Annotated in this window: 15 protein-coding genes; 7 read left to right on the forward strand and 8 right to left on the reverse strand. The window is 61.4% G+C overall.

What is annotated here, in order from left to right; genetic code table 11:
* Positions 1-35 precede the first annotated feature (35 nt).
* The gene (locus C1725_RS14985) at positions 36-2,066 is read left to right on the forward strand and encodes a beta-galactosidase (protein WP_102412371.1); all 2,031 of its coding nucleotides are present in this window, start codon (positions 36-38) and stop codon (positions 2,064-2,066) included.
* Positions 2,067-2,156: 90 nt separating this feature from the next.
* On the opposite strand, the gene C1725_RS14990 is transcribed toward C1725_RS14985, so the two are convergent.
* The 3 genes from C1725_RS14990 to C1725_RS15000 form a co-directional block, all read right to left on the reverse strand.
* On the reverse strand, positions 2,157-3,683 hold the full coding sequence (locus C1725_RS14990; protein WP_102412372.1) for a DUF3502 domain-containing protein: 1,527 nt from the start codon (positions 3,681-3,683) through the stop codon (positions 2,157-2,159).
* 67 nt (positions 3,684-3,750) lie between these two features.
* Positions 3,751-4,680, reverse strand: coding sequence for an ABC transporter permease subunit (locus C1725_RS14995; protein ID WP_102412373.1), 930 nt, complete (start codon positions 4,678-4,680; stop codon positions 3,751-3,753).
* Between the two features lie 15 nt (positions 4,681-4,695).
* Positions 4,696-5,673, reverse strand: a complete 978-nt coding sequence (locus C1725_RS15000; protein ID WP_346026706.1) for an ABC transporter permease — start codon at positions 5,671-5,673, stop codon at positions 4,696-4,698.
* Between the two features lie 615 nt (positions 5,674-6,288).
* On the opposite strand from C1725_RS15000, the gene C1725_RS15005 reads away from it, so the two are divergent.
* Genes C1725_RS15005 through C1725_RS15015 form a run of 3 tightly spaced genes read left to right on the forward strand, consistent with a single transcriptional unit; the run spans position 6,289 to position 8,738 of the window.
* Positions 6,289-7,098 (forward strand): ATP-binding cassette domain-containing protein, encoded by an 810-nt coding sequence (locus C1725_RS15005; RefSeq protein ID WP_102412374.1) that lies wholly within the window; start codon positions 6,289-6,291, stop codon positions 7,096-7,098.
* An 11-nt stretch (positions 7,099-7,109) separates the two neighbouring features.
* Positions 7,110-7,943 (forward strand): hypothetical protein, encoded by an 834-nt coding sequence (locus tag C1725_RS15010; protein WP_102412375.1) that lies wholly within the window; start codon positions 7,110-7,112, stop codon positions 7,941-7,943.
* 3 nt (positions 7,944-7,946) lie between these two features.
* Entirely contained in the window at positions 7,947-8,738 is a 792-nt protein-coding gene (locus C1725_RS15015) for an ABC-2 family transporter protein (RefSeq protein ID WP_102412376.1), read from the forward strand.
* A gap of 118 nt (positions 8,739-8,856) precedes the next feature.
* Here C1725_RS15015 and C1725_RS15020 read toward each other — a convergent pair whose 3' ends face one another.
* The 3 genes from C1725_RS15020 to C1725_RS15030 form a co-directional block, all read right to left on the reverse strand.
* The gene (locus C1725_RS15020) at positions 8,857-10,275 is read right to left on the reverse strand and encodes a phosphohexomutase domain-containing protein (protein ID WP_102412377.1); all 1,419 of its coding nucleotides are present in this window, start codon (positions 10,273-10,275) and stop codon (positions 8,857-8,859) included.
* Positions 10,276-10,411: 136 nt separating this feature from the next.
* Complete coding sequence (locus C1725_RS15025; RefSeq protein WP_102412378.1) at positions 10,412-12,802, reverse strand: GH36-type glycosyl hydrolase domain-containing protein; 2,391 nt, start codon at positions 12,800-12,802, stop codon at positions 10,412-10,414.
* Between the two features lie 123 nt (positions 12,803-12,925).
* Positions 12,926-13,564, reverse strand: coding sequence for a GTP pyrophosphokinase (locus C1725_RS15030; RefSeq protein ID WP_346026707.1), 639 nt, complete (start codon positions 13,562-13,564; stop codon positions 12,926-12,928).
* Between the two features lie 299 nt (positions 13,565-13,863).
* On the opposite strand from C1725_RS15030, the gene C1725_RS15035 reads away from it, so the two are divergent.
* The 3 genes from C1725_RS15035 (at position 13,864) to C1725_RS15045 (ending at position 16,619) form a co-directional block, all read left to right on the forward strand.
* Positions 13,864-14,751, forward strand: a complete 888-nt coding sequence (locus tag C1725_RS15035; RefSeq protein ID WP_102412380.1) for a methyltransferase domain-containing protein — start codon at positions 13,864-13,866, stop codon at positions 14,749-14,751.
* Positions 14,748-15,545 (forward strand): MBL fold metallo-hydrolase, encoded by a 798-nt coding sequence (locus C1725_RS15040; RefSeq protein WP_102412381.1) that lies wholly within the window; start codon positions 14,748-14,750, stop codon positions 15,543-15,545. Before C1725_RS15035 ends, C1725_RS15040 begins: the two co-directional genes overlap by 4 nt.
* 219 nt (positions 15,546-15,764) lie before the next feature.
* On the forward strand, positions 15,765-16,619 hold the full coding sequence (locus tag C1725_RS15045; RefSeq protein ID WP_346026708.1) for a nitroreductase family protein: 855 nt from the start codon (positions 15,765-15,767) through the stop codon (positions 16,617-16,619).
* A gap of 114 nt (positions 16,620-16,733) precedes the next feature.
* Here C1725_RS15045 and C1725_RS15050 read toward each other — a convergent pair whose 3' ends face one another.
* Both C1725_RS15050 and C1725_RS15055 read right to left on the reverse strand, forming a co-directional pair.
* Positions 16,734-17,573, reverse strand: a complete 840-nt coding sequence (locus tag C1725_RS15050) for an ABC transporter permease subunit (protein ID WP_102412383.1) — start codon at positions 17,571-17,573, stop codon at positions 16,734-16,736.
* Positions 17,566-18,441: a carbohydrate ABC transporter permease gene (locus tag C1725_RS15055; RefSeq protein WP_346026709.1), complete on the reverse strand. Its 876-nt coding sequence runs from the start codon at positions 18,439-18,441 to the stop codon at positions 17,566-17,568. Before C1725_RS15055 ends, C1725_RS15050 begins: the two co-directional genes overlap by 8 nt.
* Positions 18,442-18,522: the final 81 nt, after the last annotated feature.

An 18,522-nucleotide genomic window follows, 5' to 3' on the forward strand; every position in this document is an offset into this window, starting at 1 on the left:
ATAATGAACCCAAACATCGACAGGAGGGAACCGTCATGGCGCAATATCCCCCGATCATGAAGGACAAGCCCGTGTTTTTGCACGGCGGCGACTACAACCCCGACCAATGGCTGAACGAAAAGTCCACCGTCTGGCCGCGCGACATGGAGCTGGCGAAGAAGGCCGGCATCAACACGCTTTCCGTAGGCATCTTCTCCTGGGCCACGCTGGAGCCGGAGGAGGGACGCTACACCTTCGAATGGCTCGACGAAGTGATGGACATGCTCGCCCAAAACGGCATCAAGGCGGTGCTCGCCACGCCCAGCGGCGCGCGCCCGGCCTGGATGGCGGAGAAGTATCCCGAGGTGCTGCGCGTGACGGAGGATCGCCGCCGCAACCTCTTCGGCGAGCGGCACAACCACTGCCTGACCTCGCCCGTATACCGCGAAAAGGTGCGCAAGATGAACACGCTGCTCGCCGAGCGCTACAAGGATCACCCCGCGCTCGGCATGTGGCACATCTCCAACGAATACGGCGGAGAGTGTCACTGCCCCCTTTGCCAGCAGCGGTTTCGCCAATGGCTGAAGGAGCGCTACGGCACCATCGACAAGCTCAACGACGACTGGTGGAATACATTCTGGTCGCACCGCTACAGCTCGTTTGACCAGATCGAAAGCCCCTCCTCCATCGGCGAGAGCGGCAGCCACGGTCTGAACCTGGCGTGGAAGCGCTTCACCACCCAGCAGTTCTGTGACTTTTACAGCTGGGAGATCGAGCCGCTGCGGCGCATCACGCCTGACGTGCCCTGCACGACGAACCTGATGCACACCTACCCCGGCATCAATTACTTCGAGCTGGGCAGGCTGCTCGACCGGTGCAGCTGGGACAACTACCCGCAATGGACGAACGACATGCGCGACGCCAAGGTCGCCGCCCATTCCGCCTTCTGCCATGACCTGATGCGCGGCGTGTGCGGCGGCAAGCCCTACATGCTGATGGAGTCCTCGCCCTCCTGCGTCAACTGGCAGGCCGTCAACCGCCTGCGCCAGCCCGGCATCCTGATGCTACAGAGCCTGCAGGCCGTCGCCCATGGCTCGGACACGGTGCAGTACTTCCAGTTCCGCAAGGGGCGCGGCTCCTTCGAGAAGTTCCACGGAGCCGTCGTCTCGCACGACGAGAGCGAGCAAAACCGCGTGTACCGCGAGGTCTGTGCCGTGGGCGAGGCGCTCGCGGGGCTCACGCCCGCGCTCGGTGCCGCGCCCGAAAACCGCATCGCCGTCGTGTACGATTGGGAAAACCGCTGGGCCCTGGAAGACGCGCGCTTCGGCCTGAACACCGGCAAGGGATACGAAGAGACGGTGCGCACGCACCACACAGCCTTCCTGCGCGCTGGCTACGGCGTGGATGTGATCGACGAAACCTGCGACCTTGCGCCCTATCGCGTGGTCTGCGGCCCCATGACCTACATGCTGCGCCCCGGCTTTGCGCAGCGCGTTCGCGCCTTCGTCGAGGCGGGCGGCACCTACATATCGACCTACTGCTCCGGCTGGGTGAACGAGGAAGACCTCTGTTTCATGGGCGGCTTCCCCGGCCCGCTGCGCGAGGTCTGCGGCCTCTGGGACGAGGAGACGGACGCGCTGGACGAGACGCAGCGCAACCGCTTCACCTGGAACGGCAGGAGCTACGAGGCGAAGGACTTCTGCGCCGTGGTGCATCCGGAGGGCGCGCAGGTGCTCGCCGCCTACGAGGAACGCTTCTATCAGGGCGCGCCCGCGCTGACGGTGAACGCCTTTGGCAAGGGCCGCTGCTACTACATCGCCGCGCGCACGGGAGAGGATTTTCTCTGCGACCTGTACGCGCACGTCGCAAAGGAGGCGGGGCTCTCTCCGCTGCTTCCGGCGCTGCCTTCCGGCGTGCTGTGCACGGAGCGCGTGGGCGCAAACGGGCGCTTCCTCTTCGTGATGAACACCGTGCCCGAAGCGCGCACGGTCACGCTGCCCGCCTGCACCGACGTTCAAACGGGTCTTATGCGAAAGGGAGACTGCACGCTCGGCGCATACGGCGTGATGGCCGTCAGGCTCGCGTAAAGCGCGTTCGTAAAGACGAATAAAAAGCGAGAGCGCTTCCACCGAAAGGAGGAAGCGCTCTCGTCTTATCTCATGTACGATTTGTATGGATTACTGCGCTAGGAAGGCCTGGAACTGCGCGTTCGCCTCGTCTACGATCTTCTGCATGCCGGCGTCTTCCATCTTCTGAAGGAACTCGGGCAGAACGGTCTCGACATCGGCAGCGCCGGTGCACAGGGTCAGCGCATAGGCTTCCTTGATGTTCGCGACGGCGGCGATCTCCTTGGAGACGGGCGTCGGATCGAAGGTGAAGCCGTAGATCGGCAGCTTCTTGGAGCCGGCATAGAACTCGGCAAAGCGCTGCTGGAAGTCAGAGCCCTGGCCCTTCTGCGGGGGCAGGATGGTCACGTTGCCGACACCATTGGTCCAGACGCTGTAGGAGTTGTTGCGCTCATCGGTGAACTCAACTTCGCCCGCATCGTTCAGGTTGTAGTGAACGCCCTCGACGCCGTAGTTGAGCAGGGTCATGACCTTGGGATCGGTGTTCAGCAGGTTGAGGAACTTGAAGCACTCGACCGGATGATCGGAGTTCGCGGAAATGGCCATCATGCCGCCCTGCACGGAGGTGTTGTCGATGTAGGGAGCGTCGGTCGTCATGATGTACTGCACGTCGATGCCGCGCTGCGCGGAGGTGGTGAACTCGTAGCCGTACAGGGAGACCTCGCTGGAGATCAGGTAGTTCGCGGTGTTCTGCGCGTTGCGCCACGCGTCGGTCGCGGTCTCGCCGATGGCGATCGCCGGATCGATGTAGCCCGCCTCGTAGTACTTGCGCATCTGCTCAGCGAAAGCCTTGAACTCGGGGGTGGCGTACTTGTTCATCAGCACGTTGCCGTAGGCGCCGGGAACGGAGACGTCTTCCGCGTTCATATAATAGCTCAGCAGCAGGCCGCTGTCGCCGGTCACGATGGGCGTTCCGTCCACAAAGCGCTCGACGACCGCGCCTTCAAACACGAAGGGGTAGAACACGCTGCCGTCGGCTTCTTCGCCGGCCTTCACCTTCGCGAAGATTTCGTCCCAGCCGAAGAACCCGGCCTTCTGAACGTCTTCCACCGTATAGCCGTACTTTTCAAGCAGGGTCACGTTGACGTCCCAGCAGTTCATGGTGGCGAAATCCTTGAAGCCGGGCACCGCATAAATGCCCTTTTCGCCTTCGGGGCCTTCGGTCTTGGCGCCTTCAAACAGGAGCTCGGGAAGCGCCGCCTTCAGGTCCGCGCCGTACTGTTCGATGTAATTGTCTTCCGGGTCGTCCAGGCGAACGTAGGCGCCGGCCTTGGAGTACTTCGCATAGTCGTTCTTGGTCCAGGAGCAGGTGAACATGATGTCGTATTCATCGCTGCCGGTGTTGACGGCGTTCAGCGCCAGATCGTCGAAGTTCGCCCAGGTGCCCCACACGGGCTTGAGGGTCACGCCGATCTTCTCCTGCAGGTAGGGATTGAGCTGCTCCAGCACAGCGGTATCGTCGGACACGGTGTTGCCGTTGAGCAGGATGGTGATCTCCACGGGGGCGTCAGCGGCCAGCGCCGGAACCACGCCCAGGAGCATCATCGCGGACAAGAGCAGGGCTAGGAACTTTTTCATGATTCATTTCCTCCATTATCGTATTTGTAAGCGGTCGCTATCGACAGCGGCCGTTCTTACCAAAGGATCAGCCCTTCACGGAGCCGACGGTCAGGCCGGCCACGACGTAGCGCTGAAAGAAGGGGTACGCGCAGGCGATGGGGACGACGATAAACACGACGGTCGCCATGCGCATGGTCTGATTGGGCAGCCGCATGATCGCGTCTGCGCTCGCCGCGCCGATCATGGAGCTGTTGCGTGCGAGGAATTCCGCGTTGCGCTGCATCTCCATCAGCAGGTATTGCAGCGGATACAGGCTGCGTTCGGTCACGTACAGCAGGCAGAGAAACCATTCGTTCCAGTAAGCCAGCGCCGTCAGCAGCGCGACGGTGGCGATGCCGGGCTTCACGATCGGCAGGATGATGCGCCACAGGGTGGAGTACTCGCCGCTGCCGTCGATGGTCGCCGCCTCGATGAGGTCAAACGGCACCGAGGTCTGGAAAAACGTCCGCATGATGATGATGTTAAAGGGACTGACCAGCATTGGCACGATGAGCGCGGCGTAGTTGTTGCCCAGGCCGAGCAGATTCCTGCACACGATGTACGTGGGAATGAGGCCGCCGCCAAAGATCATCGTAAAGAAGCTGAAGAAGCTGAAGAAATTGCGGTACTTAAAGTCCTTGCGAAACAGCGGATAGGCGTACAGCACGCACATGGCGACGCTGATGACCGTTCCGACGATGGTGACGAAGAAGCTGTTGAAGTAGCTGCGCCAGAGCACGTCGCCCATGCCCAGCACCTGCTTGAACGCCGCCAGCGACCAGGCCTCCGGGATGAAGGAGTAACCGATGTGCTTGATGCTGTCCTCAGAGCTCAGCGCGATGATGACGACGAACACGAACGGGATGATGCAGAGCAGCGAGAAGAGCCCCAGCACCAAATGAAAGAACGCTTCCATCGGCACGCTGACCGAGTTGAGCCTCAGGGCACGGGGAGTTTTCTTCTGAGCGGTCGTCATGTTTCTCCCCTCCTTTTAGAATAGACTGCTGTCGGAATCGATCTTGCGCACGACCGTATTGGCGACCATGATGCACACGAACCCGACCAGATTTTGCAGGAAGCCCGCGGCCGTGGACATGCCGACGTCGCCCGTGAACTTGTAGGAGCGGTAGACGTAGGTATCAACCACCTGCGTGACCGGGAACAGCGGCGCGGAGTTCATCGGGACGGACCAGAACAGGCCGAAATCCGCGTTGAAGATCTTGCCGACGTTCATGATGAGCAGGATGATGATCATGGGCCTCAGATGCGGCAGCGTCACGTGAATCATCTGCTGCCATTTGGTCGCGCCGTCCACCGCCGCCGCCTCGTACTGGGCGCGGTCGATGCCGGTGATGGCCGACAGGTAAAGCACCGTAGAATAGCCCGTGTTCTTCCAGACGTTGCAGATCGTGAGGATGAACGGCCAGTACTTGGGTTCGTTGTACCAGTCGATCACCTGCGCGCCGGCGAGACGCTGCGCGCGGACGATCATGCCGTTGCTCGGGTCAAGGAAGGCGAAGAGGAAGTACGCCGCCACGACCCAGCTGAGGAAGTACGGGAAGAACATCAGCGTCTGATAGGTCTTCGCCAGAAACTTGCGGGTGAGCTCGCTCATCATGATCGCCAGCGCCACCGAGATCACCAGGCCCAGCAATATCCACACGATGTTGTACCCCAGCGTGTTTCGGATCATCGTCACGGAGTCCTTGGTGAACAGGAACTGGAAGTTATCCAGGCCAACCCACTTGCTGTGAAGCAGATTGACCGGAAAGGGCATCTTCTTGGTCGGCAGGCGATAGTCCAGAAATGCCATCACGATGCCGAACATGGGCAGGTAACGGATGAACAGCAGCCACAGCGCGGCGGGCGACACCATCGTCAGCAGCCATAGCGTCTTCGTCCTGCGGGAGCCATTCATGGATGCGCGGCGCCCGATCGCCCGATCCGTCCCGGCAACTTTCTTAACCATGTAATCCCTCCCGTGCGTTTGCCGCCGCTTGATGGTATTATTGTACAAAATGCGCCGACGGATTTCATCGTTTGGCGTTGCGTTTTCTTGTACCTTGTTGTTCAGTTTGCGAAAAAGAAGACAAGGACGTCCTCCCCCTTCGCGTTTTCCCAGGTGCGATAGCCTGTCCAGCGGCACCGGCCGGGATGACGGGCGGCGACGCCACGTACAGAGATTCGCGCGCCGCAGACTTTTCGATCCCCTTCTCCCGCCGCCCCGAATGGCACAGACGATCCATCTTTCCGCCAACGGACACAAAAAAACGCCGTTCCGGGTCTTAAACCCAGAACAGCGTGATGAATGCCTTTATGAAAATCGCCCTTCGCAGCACAGCGCCGCGCCTGTATCCTTCAAAAAGGTACTAAGAAACAAGCCCATGTTCCCTCGCGGAGATCATATCTATATAATAAGCGTCAAATGTCAAGCTGTCAAGCATTTTTAAGAAAAACGGCGTAATCGGCCCGGTTATACGGATGCCCTGCGGTGCCGGCATGGCGGTGCGTCCCGTCCCGCTTGGGAAAAGGGGCCTTCTCCGGTATACTGGCGCGTACGGCGCATTGAAAGGAGATGACGGAAATGGCACAGATTTCACTCAGAGGCATATCCAAGCGCTTCACGGTCTACGAGCGTCCGTCGGGCCGGTGGGGGCTCCTCAAGGGGGCCTTCATTCGGGAGCGGCGACAGGTGGAGGCGCTGCACGACATCACGTTTGACATCGCGGAAGGCGAACTCGTCGGCTATATCGGCCCCAACGGCGCGGGCAAGTCCACCACGGTCAAGGTCATGGGCGGCATTCTCACGCCCGACGCCGGCGAATGCCGCGTCATGGGGCGCGTGCCGTGGAGGGAGCGCAAAGAGCACGTGCAGCACATCGGCGTCGTCTTCGGCCAGCGAAGCCAGCTGTGGTGGGACGTGCCCGTATCCGATTCTTTTGAGCTGCTGCGCGATATCTATGCCGTCCCCCAGGCGGATTACGTCCGTCGGCTGGGGGAGCTCACGGAGCGGCTGGGCATCGGCTCGCTCCTGCGCACGCCCGCGCGTCAGCTTTCTCTGGGGCAGCGCATGCGCTGCGAGCTCGTGGCAGCGCTGCTCCACAGTCCGCAGATTCTCTTTCTGGACGAGCCGACCATTGGGCTGGACGCCGTCTCAAAGCTCGCGCTGCGCGCCTTTTTGCGCGAGGAAAACACGCTGCATGGCGTCACGATGCTGCTGACGACGCACGACATGGACGATATCGAGGCGCTTTGCAGCCGCGTGATGGTCATCGGCCATGGGCAGCTGCTGTCGGACGGTCCGCTATCCGCCCTCAAGGCGCGCTACGCCACGCGCGAGGGCGAAGATATCGACGAAGTCATCGCAGGCATGTACCGCGAAATGGCGCTGTAGGAGGAATGGACATGGACTGGTTCAAGCGAACGCTGAAGCCCTGCCTTGCGCTCTTCCGCCTGCGCCTGGCGGAGGCGCTGCAATACCGGCTGGCCGCGCTTTCAGGCGCGAGCATCAGCGTCTTCTGGGCTTTCCTTGAGATCTTCGTTTATACGGTTTTTTACGCCTATGGCGACAACCGCGCCGCGCTATCGGGCACGCTTTCGCTCGGCCAGGCGGTCTCCTATGCCTGGCTTGCGCAGGTCTTCTTTCCCCTGCAGCCTATGAGCATCGACGAAGAGATCCACGACAAGATCATCTCCGGCGACGTGGGGCTCGAGCTGTGCCGCCCGCTGGACGTGTACGCGCACTGGTTCAGCAAGACCGCCGCCGGGCGGGTCGGCGGCTTCTTCCTGCGCGGCGGGCTGATCCTCCTTTGCGCGCTGCTGGCGCCCGCGCCCTATCGCCTGCAGGCCCCTGCCTCCGCGGCAGGCTTCCTGCTCTTTCTCTTTTCGGAGTTCAGCGCCTTTTTGCTCTGCACCGCCTACGGCATGCTGATCGCCTCGGTGCGCATCGGCATCACCTGGGGCGAGGGGCCGACCTACATGCTGTTGCTTGCCGGCGGCATCCTTTCCGGCAGCTACCTGCCGCTGCAGCTCTGGCCGGACAGCCTGCAAACGATCCTGCTGCTGCAACCCTTCGCCGGCTATCTGGACATCCCCCTGCGCCTTTACGTCGGCAGCCTCTCCCCCGCGCAGGCCGGTCTGGGCCTGTCGCTGCAGCTCGCCTGGACCCTGCTCTTCATCCTGCTGGGGCGCATCCTGCTTCAAAGGCAGCTGAAACACATCATCGTACAGGGGGGCTGAACTATGCGAAGGGAATGGAAGATTTATTGGAAGTTCATCCGCATGCACCTGCTTTCCGGGCTCGAATACAAGGGCTGGTGGATGATGCTCTTGCAGGTATTGCTGGTCGTCTTTTCCGACTGCATCAGCACGCTGCTGCTCTTTTCCCGCTTCGGAGCCATCGGTGCATGGACGCTGCCGCGCATCCTGCTGGTCTATTCGCTGGCGCTGACCGCCTTTGGCCTGGCGGAGAGCCTCTGCCGCGGCTTCGATTACTTTCCCTGGAAGATGCTGCGAACCGGTGGTTTTGACCGGCTGATGCTGCGGCCGCTCTCGCTCACCACGCAGGTGGCGGCCTCGTTTTTTCACCTGCACCGCCTGATGCGCGTCGCCTGCGGCCTCCTTCTCATCTGCTGGTCGCTTCGCAGCCTCGGCGTCCCTTTCTCCCCGAACAACGCCGCGCTGCTCACCCTTGCGCTGCTGGGCGGTACGGCGATGTACAGCGGGGTGTTCATCATGAGCTCGGGCGTCGCGTTCTTCACCATCAAGGCGCTCGACTGGATTTACATCTTTACCAATGCCAGCTATCAGGTCACCCGAATCCCCATGCCCTACCTGCCCCGCGCGCTCAAGGGGATGTTCACATTCCTGGTTCCGATGCTGGCCGTCAGCTATTACCCTGCGTCCGCCGTCTGCGGCTGGGGCGACGCGCCCGCGCTGGGGCTGCTGGCGCTGCCCGCGGGGCTTCTCTTTCTGGGCGCTTCCCTGCTCGTCTGGCGGCTGGGCGTTCGCCACTATCAAAGCACGGGGAGCTGACAGGGTCCTCAAATCCCGTTCAGGCAGGCTGCTCGAATGCGCACGGAAAACCCAAAAACGGACGCCGGAGGGCCCTCATGCCCTCCGGCGTCCTTATCTCCGCTCCGCACGGCTTCGCTTAATTGAGTTGGAGGCCGAGGAAATCCGCCATTTCCTTGCAGACCGCCTCCGCGCGCGCGAGGGTCGGCATCTCGCAGAACACGCGCAGCAACGGCTCCGTGCCCGAGAAGCGCACGATGATCCAGCCGTCCTCGAAGTAGACCTTGCAGCCGTCCATGTAGGAAACGTGATCCACCTTTTCCGTGAACTGGGGCAGCTCTTTATCGATCATCAGCTTCTTTTGCAGGCGGCTCTTCATCTCCGCGTCGAACTTACAGTCGTGCTCGGCCATGAAGCACTCGCCGAACTGGTCTGTGATCTCCTCGTAGAGCTCGGACAGCTTCTTGCCCGTCACAGCCAGCATTTCCACGAGCAGCGTGCCCGCGTAGATGCCGTCCTTGCCGCTGATGTGCCCGCGCACCGTCAGGCCGCCGGAGGACTCGCCGCCGATGACCGCGTTGTGCTCGTCGATGGCCGCCGACACGTACTTGAAGCCGACCGGCACCTCGTAGCATTCCTCGCCGAAGGCGTGCGCCACCTTGTCCAGCAGGTGCGTGGTGGCGATGTTGCGCACCGCAGGCCCGCGCCAGCGGCGGTACTTGATGAGGTAGTAGTACAGCAGCACGAGGATCTCGTTGGGGTGCACGAACTTGCCCTCGTCGTCGATGATGCCCAGGCGGTCCGCGTCGCCGTCCGTGGCAATGCCGATGTCCGCGCCCGTCTCCACCACCATGCTGCGCAGCGCGCCCAGCGTGCGCTCGTTCGGCGCAGGCAGCCTGCCGCCGAACAGCGTGTCGTGCCGCTCGTGGATGACGTCCACCTCGCAGCGCGCGGTGAGCAGAATGGTCTGAAGCGCCGTGCGGCTCACGCCGTACATGGGGTCCAGCACGACCTTGAGGTCGCGCGAGCGGATCGCGTCCATGTTTACCGCGCGGATGATCGTGTCGATGTAGCTGTTGTAGGGGCTTATGACCTCCACATAGCCCGCCTTCAGCGCCTTTTCAAACGGCATCGCGGGGATGTCCTCCGCTCGAATCCCGGCGCAGGAGGCCGACAGCTCGTCCGTGATCTCCTGCACCGCGTCACGGCCGCCCTTGGTGAAGAGCTTAATGCCGTTGTACAGCGCCGGGTTATGGCTCGCCGTCACCGCTATGCCGTAGTAGAGGCCGTACTGCTGCACGGTGTACATGATGAGCGGCGTGGGCGATTCACGGTCGATAAAGTACGTATGGATGCGCCGCGCGGCCATGACCTCCGCCGCCCACTGGGCTGCTTCGCGGGAGAGAAATCTGCGGTCAAAGCCGATGCACAGCCCGCGGGCGGCGACGTCTTCCTGCTCCATGCGAAGCGCCAGCGCAAGTGCGAGCCGCTGCACGTTTTCCTTGGTAAACTCGTCTCCGATGATCGCGCGCCAACCGCCCGTTCCGAATGCTATCATCTGTTTATCCTCCTTTTCAGGCGCTGTCCCGGCCCCATTCGGGAAACCGCCCCCTTGGAATCCATCCTCTGTGCGCCGCCGGTACGGTGGGGGATTCCAAAGAGCGGGGCTTCCCGTCAAGGGCGTTCGCCTCTCCTCATCCCATCACCACGCGCACGTCGTGCGTCTCCCCCGCGCTGAAGACGGGAAGGGACGATACCTGCTTCCCATCGACGAACAGGGCGGAAACGCCCTTTTCCACGTGCTCCGGGTTCTCCACCTTGATGCGGTACGTCGCGCCGCGCCACTTGCGCACGGCCGAAAAGCCGTCCCACTTGGCGGGAATGCACGGATCGACGACCAGCTCCTCCCACTCGGGGCGAATGCCCAGCAGGTACTGCGTCGCGGCGAAATACGCCCATCCCGCGCTGCCCGTCATCCATGGATGGCGCGCCCTGCCATGCGCCGTGTGGTCCTTGCCCATCACGAACTGGCAGTAGGCGTAGGGCTCGCTCTGGCGCACCTCGATCTTGTCGTTCTGGTTTTCGGGCAGCAGCGCGTCGTAAAACTTCATCGCGCGCGCGCCGCGGCCGATCTTCGCCTCTGCCACCCAAGCCCAGGGATTGGGGTGACTGAAGATCGCGCCGTTTTCCTTGATGCCCGCGTACACCCGCGTGACGAAGCCGATCTCGTCGTCCGGCGTCTCAAACGAAGGAGCGTTGAGCATCAGGCCGTAGGGGGTGTAGAGGTATTCGTCCACCGCGTCCATGGCGCTTCGCGCCTGCGCCTCGTCCGCCGCGCCGCTGATGACCGCCCACGTGTTGCTCTCCATGTGCACGCGGCCTTCCGTGTCCTGCTGCGTGCCGATCCGCCTGCCGCTCTTCGTGATGCCGCGGATGAACCATTCGCCGTCCCACAGCTCGCGCCGGCAAACCTCGCGCACGCGGGCGCGCATCTGCGCGTACTTCTTCTCCTCTTCCGAACGCCCCAGCGCCGCGCACAGGTCGCAGAACGCGTCCAGCGCCCACAGGTGCAGGAAGGAGACCATCGCGCTCTCCCCGCCGCCCAGGTTCAGGCAGTCGTTCCAGTCCGCGCGCAGGCCCTTACAGACGCCGTTCTGGCCAACCTGCTGCGCGGAAAAGTCGAGAATGCGGCGCATGTGCTCCAGCACCGTGCCCTCGCCGCCGTCCGCATAGGTGAATACTTCGTCGGCAAAGGATAATTCTCCTGTCTCTTTCATGTATTCGCAGATCGCGGGCACGAGCCAGAGCGCGTCGTCCGCGCAGACGTCCTTCAGGCCGTGCACGATCTGGGATTTATCGGGCGTGGGCACCACCGTCGGGGACTTGAACGACTGCTGCTTTTCCGCCGGCTCAAACCACGCGGGCTCGAACAGGTGCAGTCCGTATCCCTCGCTGGTAAGGCCCCGTAGGAGCTGGCCGATGCGGCGTTTGCAGCCCTCGGGCTCCGCATGGGGAATGCACATCGCGTCCTGCGCGGTGTCGCGGTATCCAAGGCCCCTGCGCCCGCCGACCTCGATGAACGAGGCGAAGCGTGAGAAGAGCACGTTGACCTCGCTTTGGTACAGGTTCCAGGTATTGAGGCTCGTGTTCATGGTGCTGCTCGGCGTCATCACCTGCAGCGCCCCGAGCTTCTGCTCCCAGTAGCCATGCAGCGCCGCGCGCGCGTGGTCCACCGCCTCCGGGCTGTAGCGCTCGCGCGTGCGCCGGGCCGCGCGCTCGTCGCCCTGCCCCAGGAAGAAGAGCAGGCGGCGGCGCTCGCCGGGGCGCAGCGTCAGGCGCTTCATCAGCGCGCCGACCGGGTTGCCGCCGAGCTCTTCAGAGCCCGTAAGCTTGCCGCACTCCACGCCCAGCGGGTTCTTCTCTGTGCGCCAGCCGCCGCCCAGGAAGGCGTCGCGGCAGCCCTCGTAGCCGTCCGGCGTCTCGCCCAGCGTGAAGTACTGATAGCTGTCCTCCTCGTAGTGCAGCTCGATGAGCGCCGCGCCGTCGCGGTAATGCGATCCCGCCGCGTAAAGGCTCATCTGAAAATTCTGATTGTCCATGTCGATATGGTGAAAGGAAAACTCCACGTAGCCGAACGCCGAAAGCGTCCGCACCTCTCCGGATCGGTTTTCGACCGTCACGTCGAAGATCTCCACGTCGTCGTCCCGGGGGATGAAGAGCGTCTGCGAGGCGTAAATTCCCTTGTATTCGCATTCAAAGGTCGTATAGGAAAGGCCATGCCGGCACCGGTATGCGGCCTCGCTCAGCGGCTTATACGTCGGCTGCCAGCTTACCGACCAGTAATCGCCGTCCGCGTCGTCGCGCAGGTAGACGTAGTGCCCGGGGCTGTCCATCGGCACGCCGTTGGGGCGAAAGCGCGTGATGCGGTGATACTGCGGCGATTTGTACCAGCAGTATCCGCCGCCGTGGTGGGCGATGCAGGCCGCCATATCCTGCGTGCCCAGGTAATTCGTCCAGGATACCGGCGTGTCCACGCGGTCTACGACGTACTCCCTGCGGGCGTCGTCAAAATGTCCGTATTGCATGAGATGGCACCTCTCTTATGATTCTCCCGATGGATACGGGGATATCATAACAGAAGTGCCATCTAAAAGACATGCTTTCATTGGTCTTTTCTTGTCATGTCTTGTGCTCTCGCTGTGAATTTTTTAAGAAAGCTCCGCCTCTTTTTGCAGGGCCGACAGCCGCGCGTCCACCTCCGCCATGCGGCGGGATAATTTCTGCATTTCCCGAAGCGCCTTCGGCGCGCATTCGCTCTCCCGCTTGTAGCAAAGGTCGTGCTCCATGCTCGCCCACACGTCCATCGCGAGGGTTCGCACCTGCACCTCCACCGGCACGTAGCGCGTGCCTTCGATCAGGCAGACCGGCACGTTCAGCACGATGTGCAGGCTGCGGTATCCGTTTTCCTTGGGTTTATGAATGTAGTCCCGTTCGCGCACCACGTACATTCCCTGCAGCGAGCGCAGCATGCGCGCCACCGCGTAGACGTCCTGCACCGTCGGGCAGACGATGCGCATGCCCGCGATGTCGTACAGGTGCGCGCTCGCGTTCTCGCAGCTCACGTCGTAACCCTTGCGCGTCAGCTTTTCGCAGATGCTGGAATAGGTCTTGATCCTCGTCTGTACGTGATGGATGGGGCTCCGGCGGCTCTTAAGCGCCATCTCGCGCCGAAGAACCGATACGCGCATGTTCATTTCCTCCAGCGCCGCGCCGTACAGGTGCTGCATGCGCAGGTAGGCCGTCGGGCTGATCCGTTCATCCTGTGTACCGGCCGGCACGAGCCGCATTCGCGTAGCCGCTTGATGTAAATGAGCATCCATGTCTTTCACCTCTGACTGGTTTGAATCGTATGCGCTTTACGCCGCCTCTCCTGTAACCTCTTTCTAAAAGATAGTGTACCCTGGAAAAGTGACTGTCTGATGTGCAGATTGTAGCGTTGGTGTGAAGAATTTCATCCCGTGCTCCCAAAAAACCGCCGCATACCTCCCTTTTTTTATGCGCGGAGGTTTCAGGATATGACTGCTTGACAGAAACCGGCTTGTCCGCAATAATAGGCTTATATGGCGCCCGATAAGGAGGACTGTACATGTCCGATTTGCCCCTTCTCTCCCGGATGGATCGCTTCAAATCGCTGCTTGCCGCGCAAAGCGCGCCGCTTTCCTGCCCCGTCTGCCGCGGACGCCTCCTGCCGCCGGAGGGCTCCTCCATTCGCTGCGCGCGGGGGCATTGCTTTGATATTTCGCGCAGGGGGTACGTCAACCTTGCGCAGGCGGGTACGCTCCCCCACTACGACAGGGCGCTCTTTCTCTCCCGCCGCGCCGTGCTGGAAGCGGGTTTTTACGAGCCCCTGCTGGAGACGCTGAGGGAAGCCGTTCGGGCCGAGTGCCGCAGACTGGGCCGCCCGGTTTCCCTGCTGGATGCCGGCTGCGGCGAGGGCTATTACGCCGCGGCGCTCGCGGAAGGGGAAGACCAGGTGTTTGCGATCGACCTGTGCCGCGATGCCGTCGTCCTCGCGGCGCAGCGCCCCGAGCCCGTCTGCTGGTGCGTCGCGGACCTTACCCGTCTCCCCTTCGCGGACGGCAGCCTGGACGTCCTGCTCGACGTGCTGACGCCCGCCAGCTACGGTGAGTTTCGCCGCGTGCTGCGCCCCGGCGGGCTTATCGTCAAGGTCGTCCCGGGATGCGATTACCTGCGCGAGATTCGGGAGGCCGTGCATCAGCCCCCCTATGATAATAACGACGTAATCGCCTATTTTCATGCACATATGGATGACGTGACCAATACGCCCGTGCGGTACGTGCGCAAATTGGACGAAGGCATGCGCGCGCCCTTCTTTCGCATGACCCCGCTCACCTTCGGAAAAAAGGCGGACAAAGCCGCCCTTTGCGGCATTTCTCAGATCACCCTCGACCTTTGCGTGCTGACGGGCCGCTTTGGCGCAAACGCGGGCGGCCTTCAGGAGGACAAAAGATGAACATCACGGCGCTGGTGGAAAATCAGTCGCGCAGCGGCCTCAAGGCCGTGCACGGACTGTCCCTTTATATCGAGACTGCGCACCACAAAATCCTCTTCGACCTCGGCCCGGACGGAACCCTGTTTGAAAACGCCCGGGCGCTCGGCATAGACCTTCGGGCGGTCGATACGGTCGTCCTCTCTCACGGCCATGGCGACCACGGCGGCGCTTTGGCGGCCTTCCTGCGGCTGAACCGCGACGCCCGGGTTTACGTGCAGCGTAGCGCATTTGACCCCCATTACATCCGCGTCCTGTGCTTCCGCCGCGAGGCGGGCATCGATCCGGCGCTCCTCGGACATCCCCAGCTCGTCCCTTTAGAAGGAAATTTCTCCATCGACGGAGAGCTGACCCTCTTCACCGTGCGGGACCTGTCGCGCTGCCCTTCGCCCGCCAACCGCATGCTGTTTACGCAGAGCGGCCGCGACGACTTTCAGCACGAACAAAACCTGCTGATTCACGGCGAGCGGGAAGTGCTCATCACCGGCTGCGGCCATGCCGGCATCCTCAACATCCTGGCCGCATGCCCGTTGCGGCCCGCCGTCTGCGTCGGGGGCTATCACCTGTACAACCCCATCGACCGGCGGACGGCGCCCAAGCCCCTGCTCGACGAGATCGCCCGCGCCCTTCGCGATGACGGGGCCGAGTTCTACACCTGCCACTGCACCGGCCAGCGCGCCTTTGACGCGCTCAGCCGGGTCAACGAACGCATGCATTACCTCTCCTGCGGCGAGAAGATCTCGATTCAGGCGCCCTAAAAGAGCGCCTTTTTTATTTTATTTTGAAGGAAATTTTCACAATCTCGCACATAAAGTAATTTATTATTTGATTTTACAACGATAATGAAACTTTTCACAAAAAATCCATCATATTTGTCGCGTTGACATCGATATGAATGAATGGTAAAATCAAGCCAGAAGTTATCCATTTTTAACTTTGTCCGCGCACAGTTGACCGGCCAAAGAAAGGAGCAAAATATGGACTACACAGCTTGCATCGACCGCCGCAAATCCATTCGGAATTATAAGGACAAGGCCATTCCCGCCGCCGTTCTGGAGGAAATTCGTTCGTTTCTTCCCAAGTGCCACCGCCTTCTGCCCGAAATCAAGTGGGAAGCGCGTTTGCTGGAGAAGGAGGCTGCGCAGGCGCTGAGCGGCGCCGCCGGGTACAAGGGTTTCATGATCGCCGCCCCGGCCTACCTGCTGCTGCTTTCCGAGGAAAAGGAGCACTACATCGAAAACGCGGGCTATGTGGGCGAGGACATCGTCCTCAAGCTCACAGAACTCGGCCTCGCCTCCTGCTGGATCACGTTCGGCAGTGCGGACGCGGTCAAGGCGGCGCTGAAAATCGATTCGCCCTTGCAGGCGGCGGGCATGATCGCCTTTGGATACGCCGCCCCAATCCGGGAAAGCGTCCGCATCGACATGAAGACGCTATCCGACGTGGAGGTGCGGCGGGAGAGCGGCTATTCCGCGCCCAAGCTTACGGTCGAGGACATGGTGCACCTCGGCGAGTGGGGACAGCGTCCCAATCCGTTCGAGCTCGCCTCGGATTCCCTCTGGCCCGCGCTGTACGCCGCAAGCCGTGCGCCCTCGTATTTCAACAGACAGCCCGTTCAGTTCATCGTAGACGGCGGACAGGTCGTCCTGGTCGTCCATCAGAGCGAGGAGACCGCCTGCCTGGACGAGCGGCTGAACGCGGGGATTGTGATGCTGCACTTCGCCGTCCTGCGCAAGGAGAGCGACCCGAATTTCCGCTGGGTCTTCGGCATGCCCGAAAAGCGTTACGCGCTGCCCGCGGGCTATCATGCGCTCGCGTGGTGCGTCGTTTGAAAAAGCGCGCGCTGTCCCTCGCGCCGATGGCGCGCGCCGCCTCTTTTAGCAAATAAAAAAACACGGGGCATTTGTCCGTCCGGCGGGCAGATGCTCCGTGTTTTGGGCCTCGTATCAGCACTTGATCGCGCCGCTCGTGAGGCCCGCGATGATGTGCTTTTGAAAGCAGGCATAAATGACGATGATCGGTGCGATGGAAAGGACGAACGTTGCGAACGCGAGGTTGAATTCAAAGGCGTATTGGGATTTGAAGTTGTACTGAAAGAGCGGCAGCGTCCAATAAGCATTGGATCTGTTGAGCACCAGCAGGGGCATGAGAAAGTCGTTCCAGATCCAGAGCGAGTTGAGGATGATGATCGTGCCCGTCATCGGCTTCATCATGGGAAAGATGATGCGCGTGTAGGTGGTCAGGATGCCGCTTCCGTCGATCCGCGCCGCCTCTTCGACCTCCCCTGGGATCACCGTGCGCAGGTAACCCTGATACAGGAATACGCCCTGCGTCAGGGAATAGGTGATGTACAGCACGATGAGGCCGCCCTGATGCATCAGGTTCATCGCGCTCATCTGCTGCGTCATGGGCAGCATGAACACCTGGAAGGGAATCAGGATGCCCGCCACCAACAGCGCGTTGAACACCTTATAGTAGAGGCGGCCGATGTTCTTGTGAATCGCATAGGCGGTCATCGGCACGACGGCCAGGATGCCCGCAACGGACGCGACCAGGATCAGCACGGAGTTTTGAAAGTACTGGATGAAGTTGTTCTTGGCGATGACCGTCTTGAAGTTGTCCAGATACAGGGAACTGGGCAGCGCGAAAAAGTCGTTCATGCTCTCCGCCGTCGGCTTGAACGCCGTCAGCACGGCGAGATAAAAAGGAATGCAGATGACGAGCAGACCGGCGGTGAGCACGGCATAGGCCAAGACCCTCGAAAGACGTTTGCCGGATTTAGCCATCCTGTTTCACCTCGAATCTCCTGCTGACGCCAAGCTGCACCACGGTAAAGATGAGGATGACGGCAAATACCGCGATGGAAAGCGCGTTGGAATAGCTGAACTTGAGCTCTTTAAAGGCGTAGTTGTAGATGAGCATGCCGACGGATTCCGTGGTTCGGGCCGGTCCGCCGCCGGTCAGGGCGTAGATGTTGTCAAAGGCCATCAGCCCGCCCTTGATGGTCATGATCGTGACGATGTTCAAGGTGGGGATCAAAAAAGGCACCTTGATGTGCAGAAACGTCTGCCAGCTGTTTGCGCCGTCCAGCCAGGCTGATTCGATCAAATCCTGCGGCACATTTTGAAGGGCCGACAGAAAGAGCAGGATGTTCGTCGAAAGGCCCTGCCAAAGCGCCGTAAAGACGACCGCCCAGAAGGCGAGGTGCACATTGCCCAGCACGCTGCTGGACAGCACCTTGGAGCCGATCTGCTTTCCGATCTGCGGAAGCGCGTTGGTAAACAGCTGATTCCAGATCAGCGCCACGGTCACCGTGCTGAGCACGGCCGGCAGGAAGTACATCGTCCTGTAAAAGCCGCGGCCGCGAATGACGGTGTTGAGCATCAGCGCGATCGCCAGGCCCAGCACCAGCACGCCGATCAGCATGACGATCGTGTATTCCACCGTAAACGAGGCGGTGCGGGCGATCTTGCGGTCGGAGAACAGGGACGCATAATTCGCAAGGCCGATAAAGTTTTTGTCTCTGCTGATGCCGTTCCAGTCGAGGAGGCTGTATGCCATGCCGCTTATGAGCGGCATGATGAAGAAGACGGCATACAGCGCGGCGGCCGGAAGGCTCATCAGAAAGTAGACGATCCTGTTGCGTTTTTGCATGCATTCACAGCCTTTCGTGGGTAATTCAGGGCCGAACCGCCCTCGAAACGGCGATGCCATTTCTCCGGCGGTCCGGCCAGT

The sequence above is a fragment of the Beduinella massiliensis genome, assembly GCF_900199405.1.
Lineage (GTDB): Bacteria > Bacillota > Clostridia > Christensenellales > Aristaeellaceae > Beduinella > Beduinella massiliensis.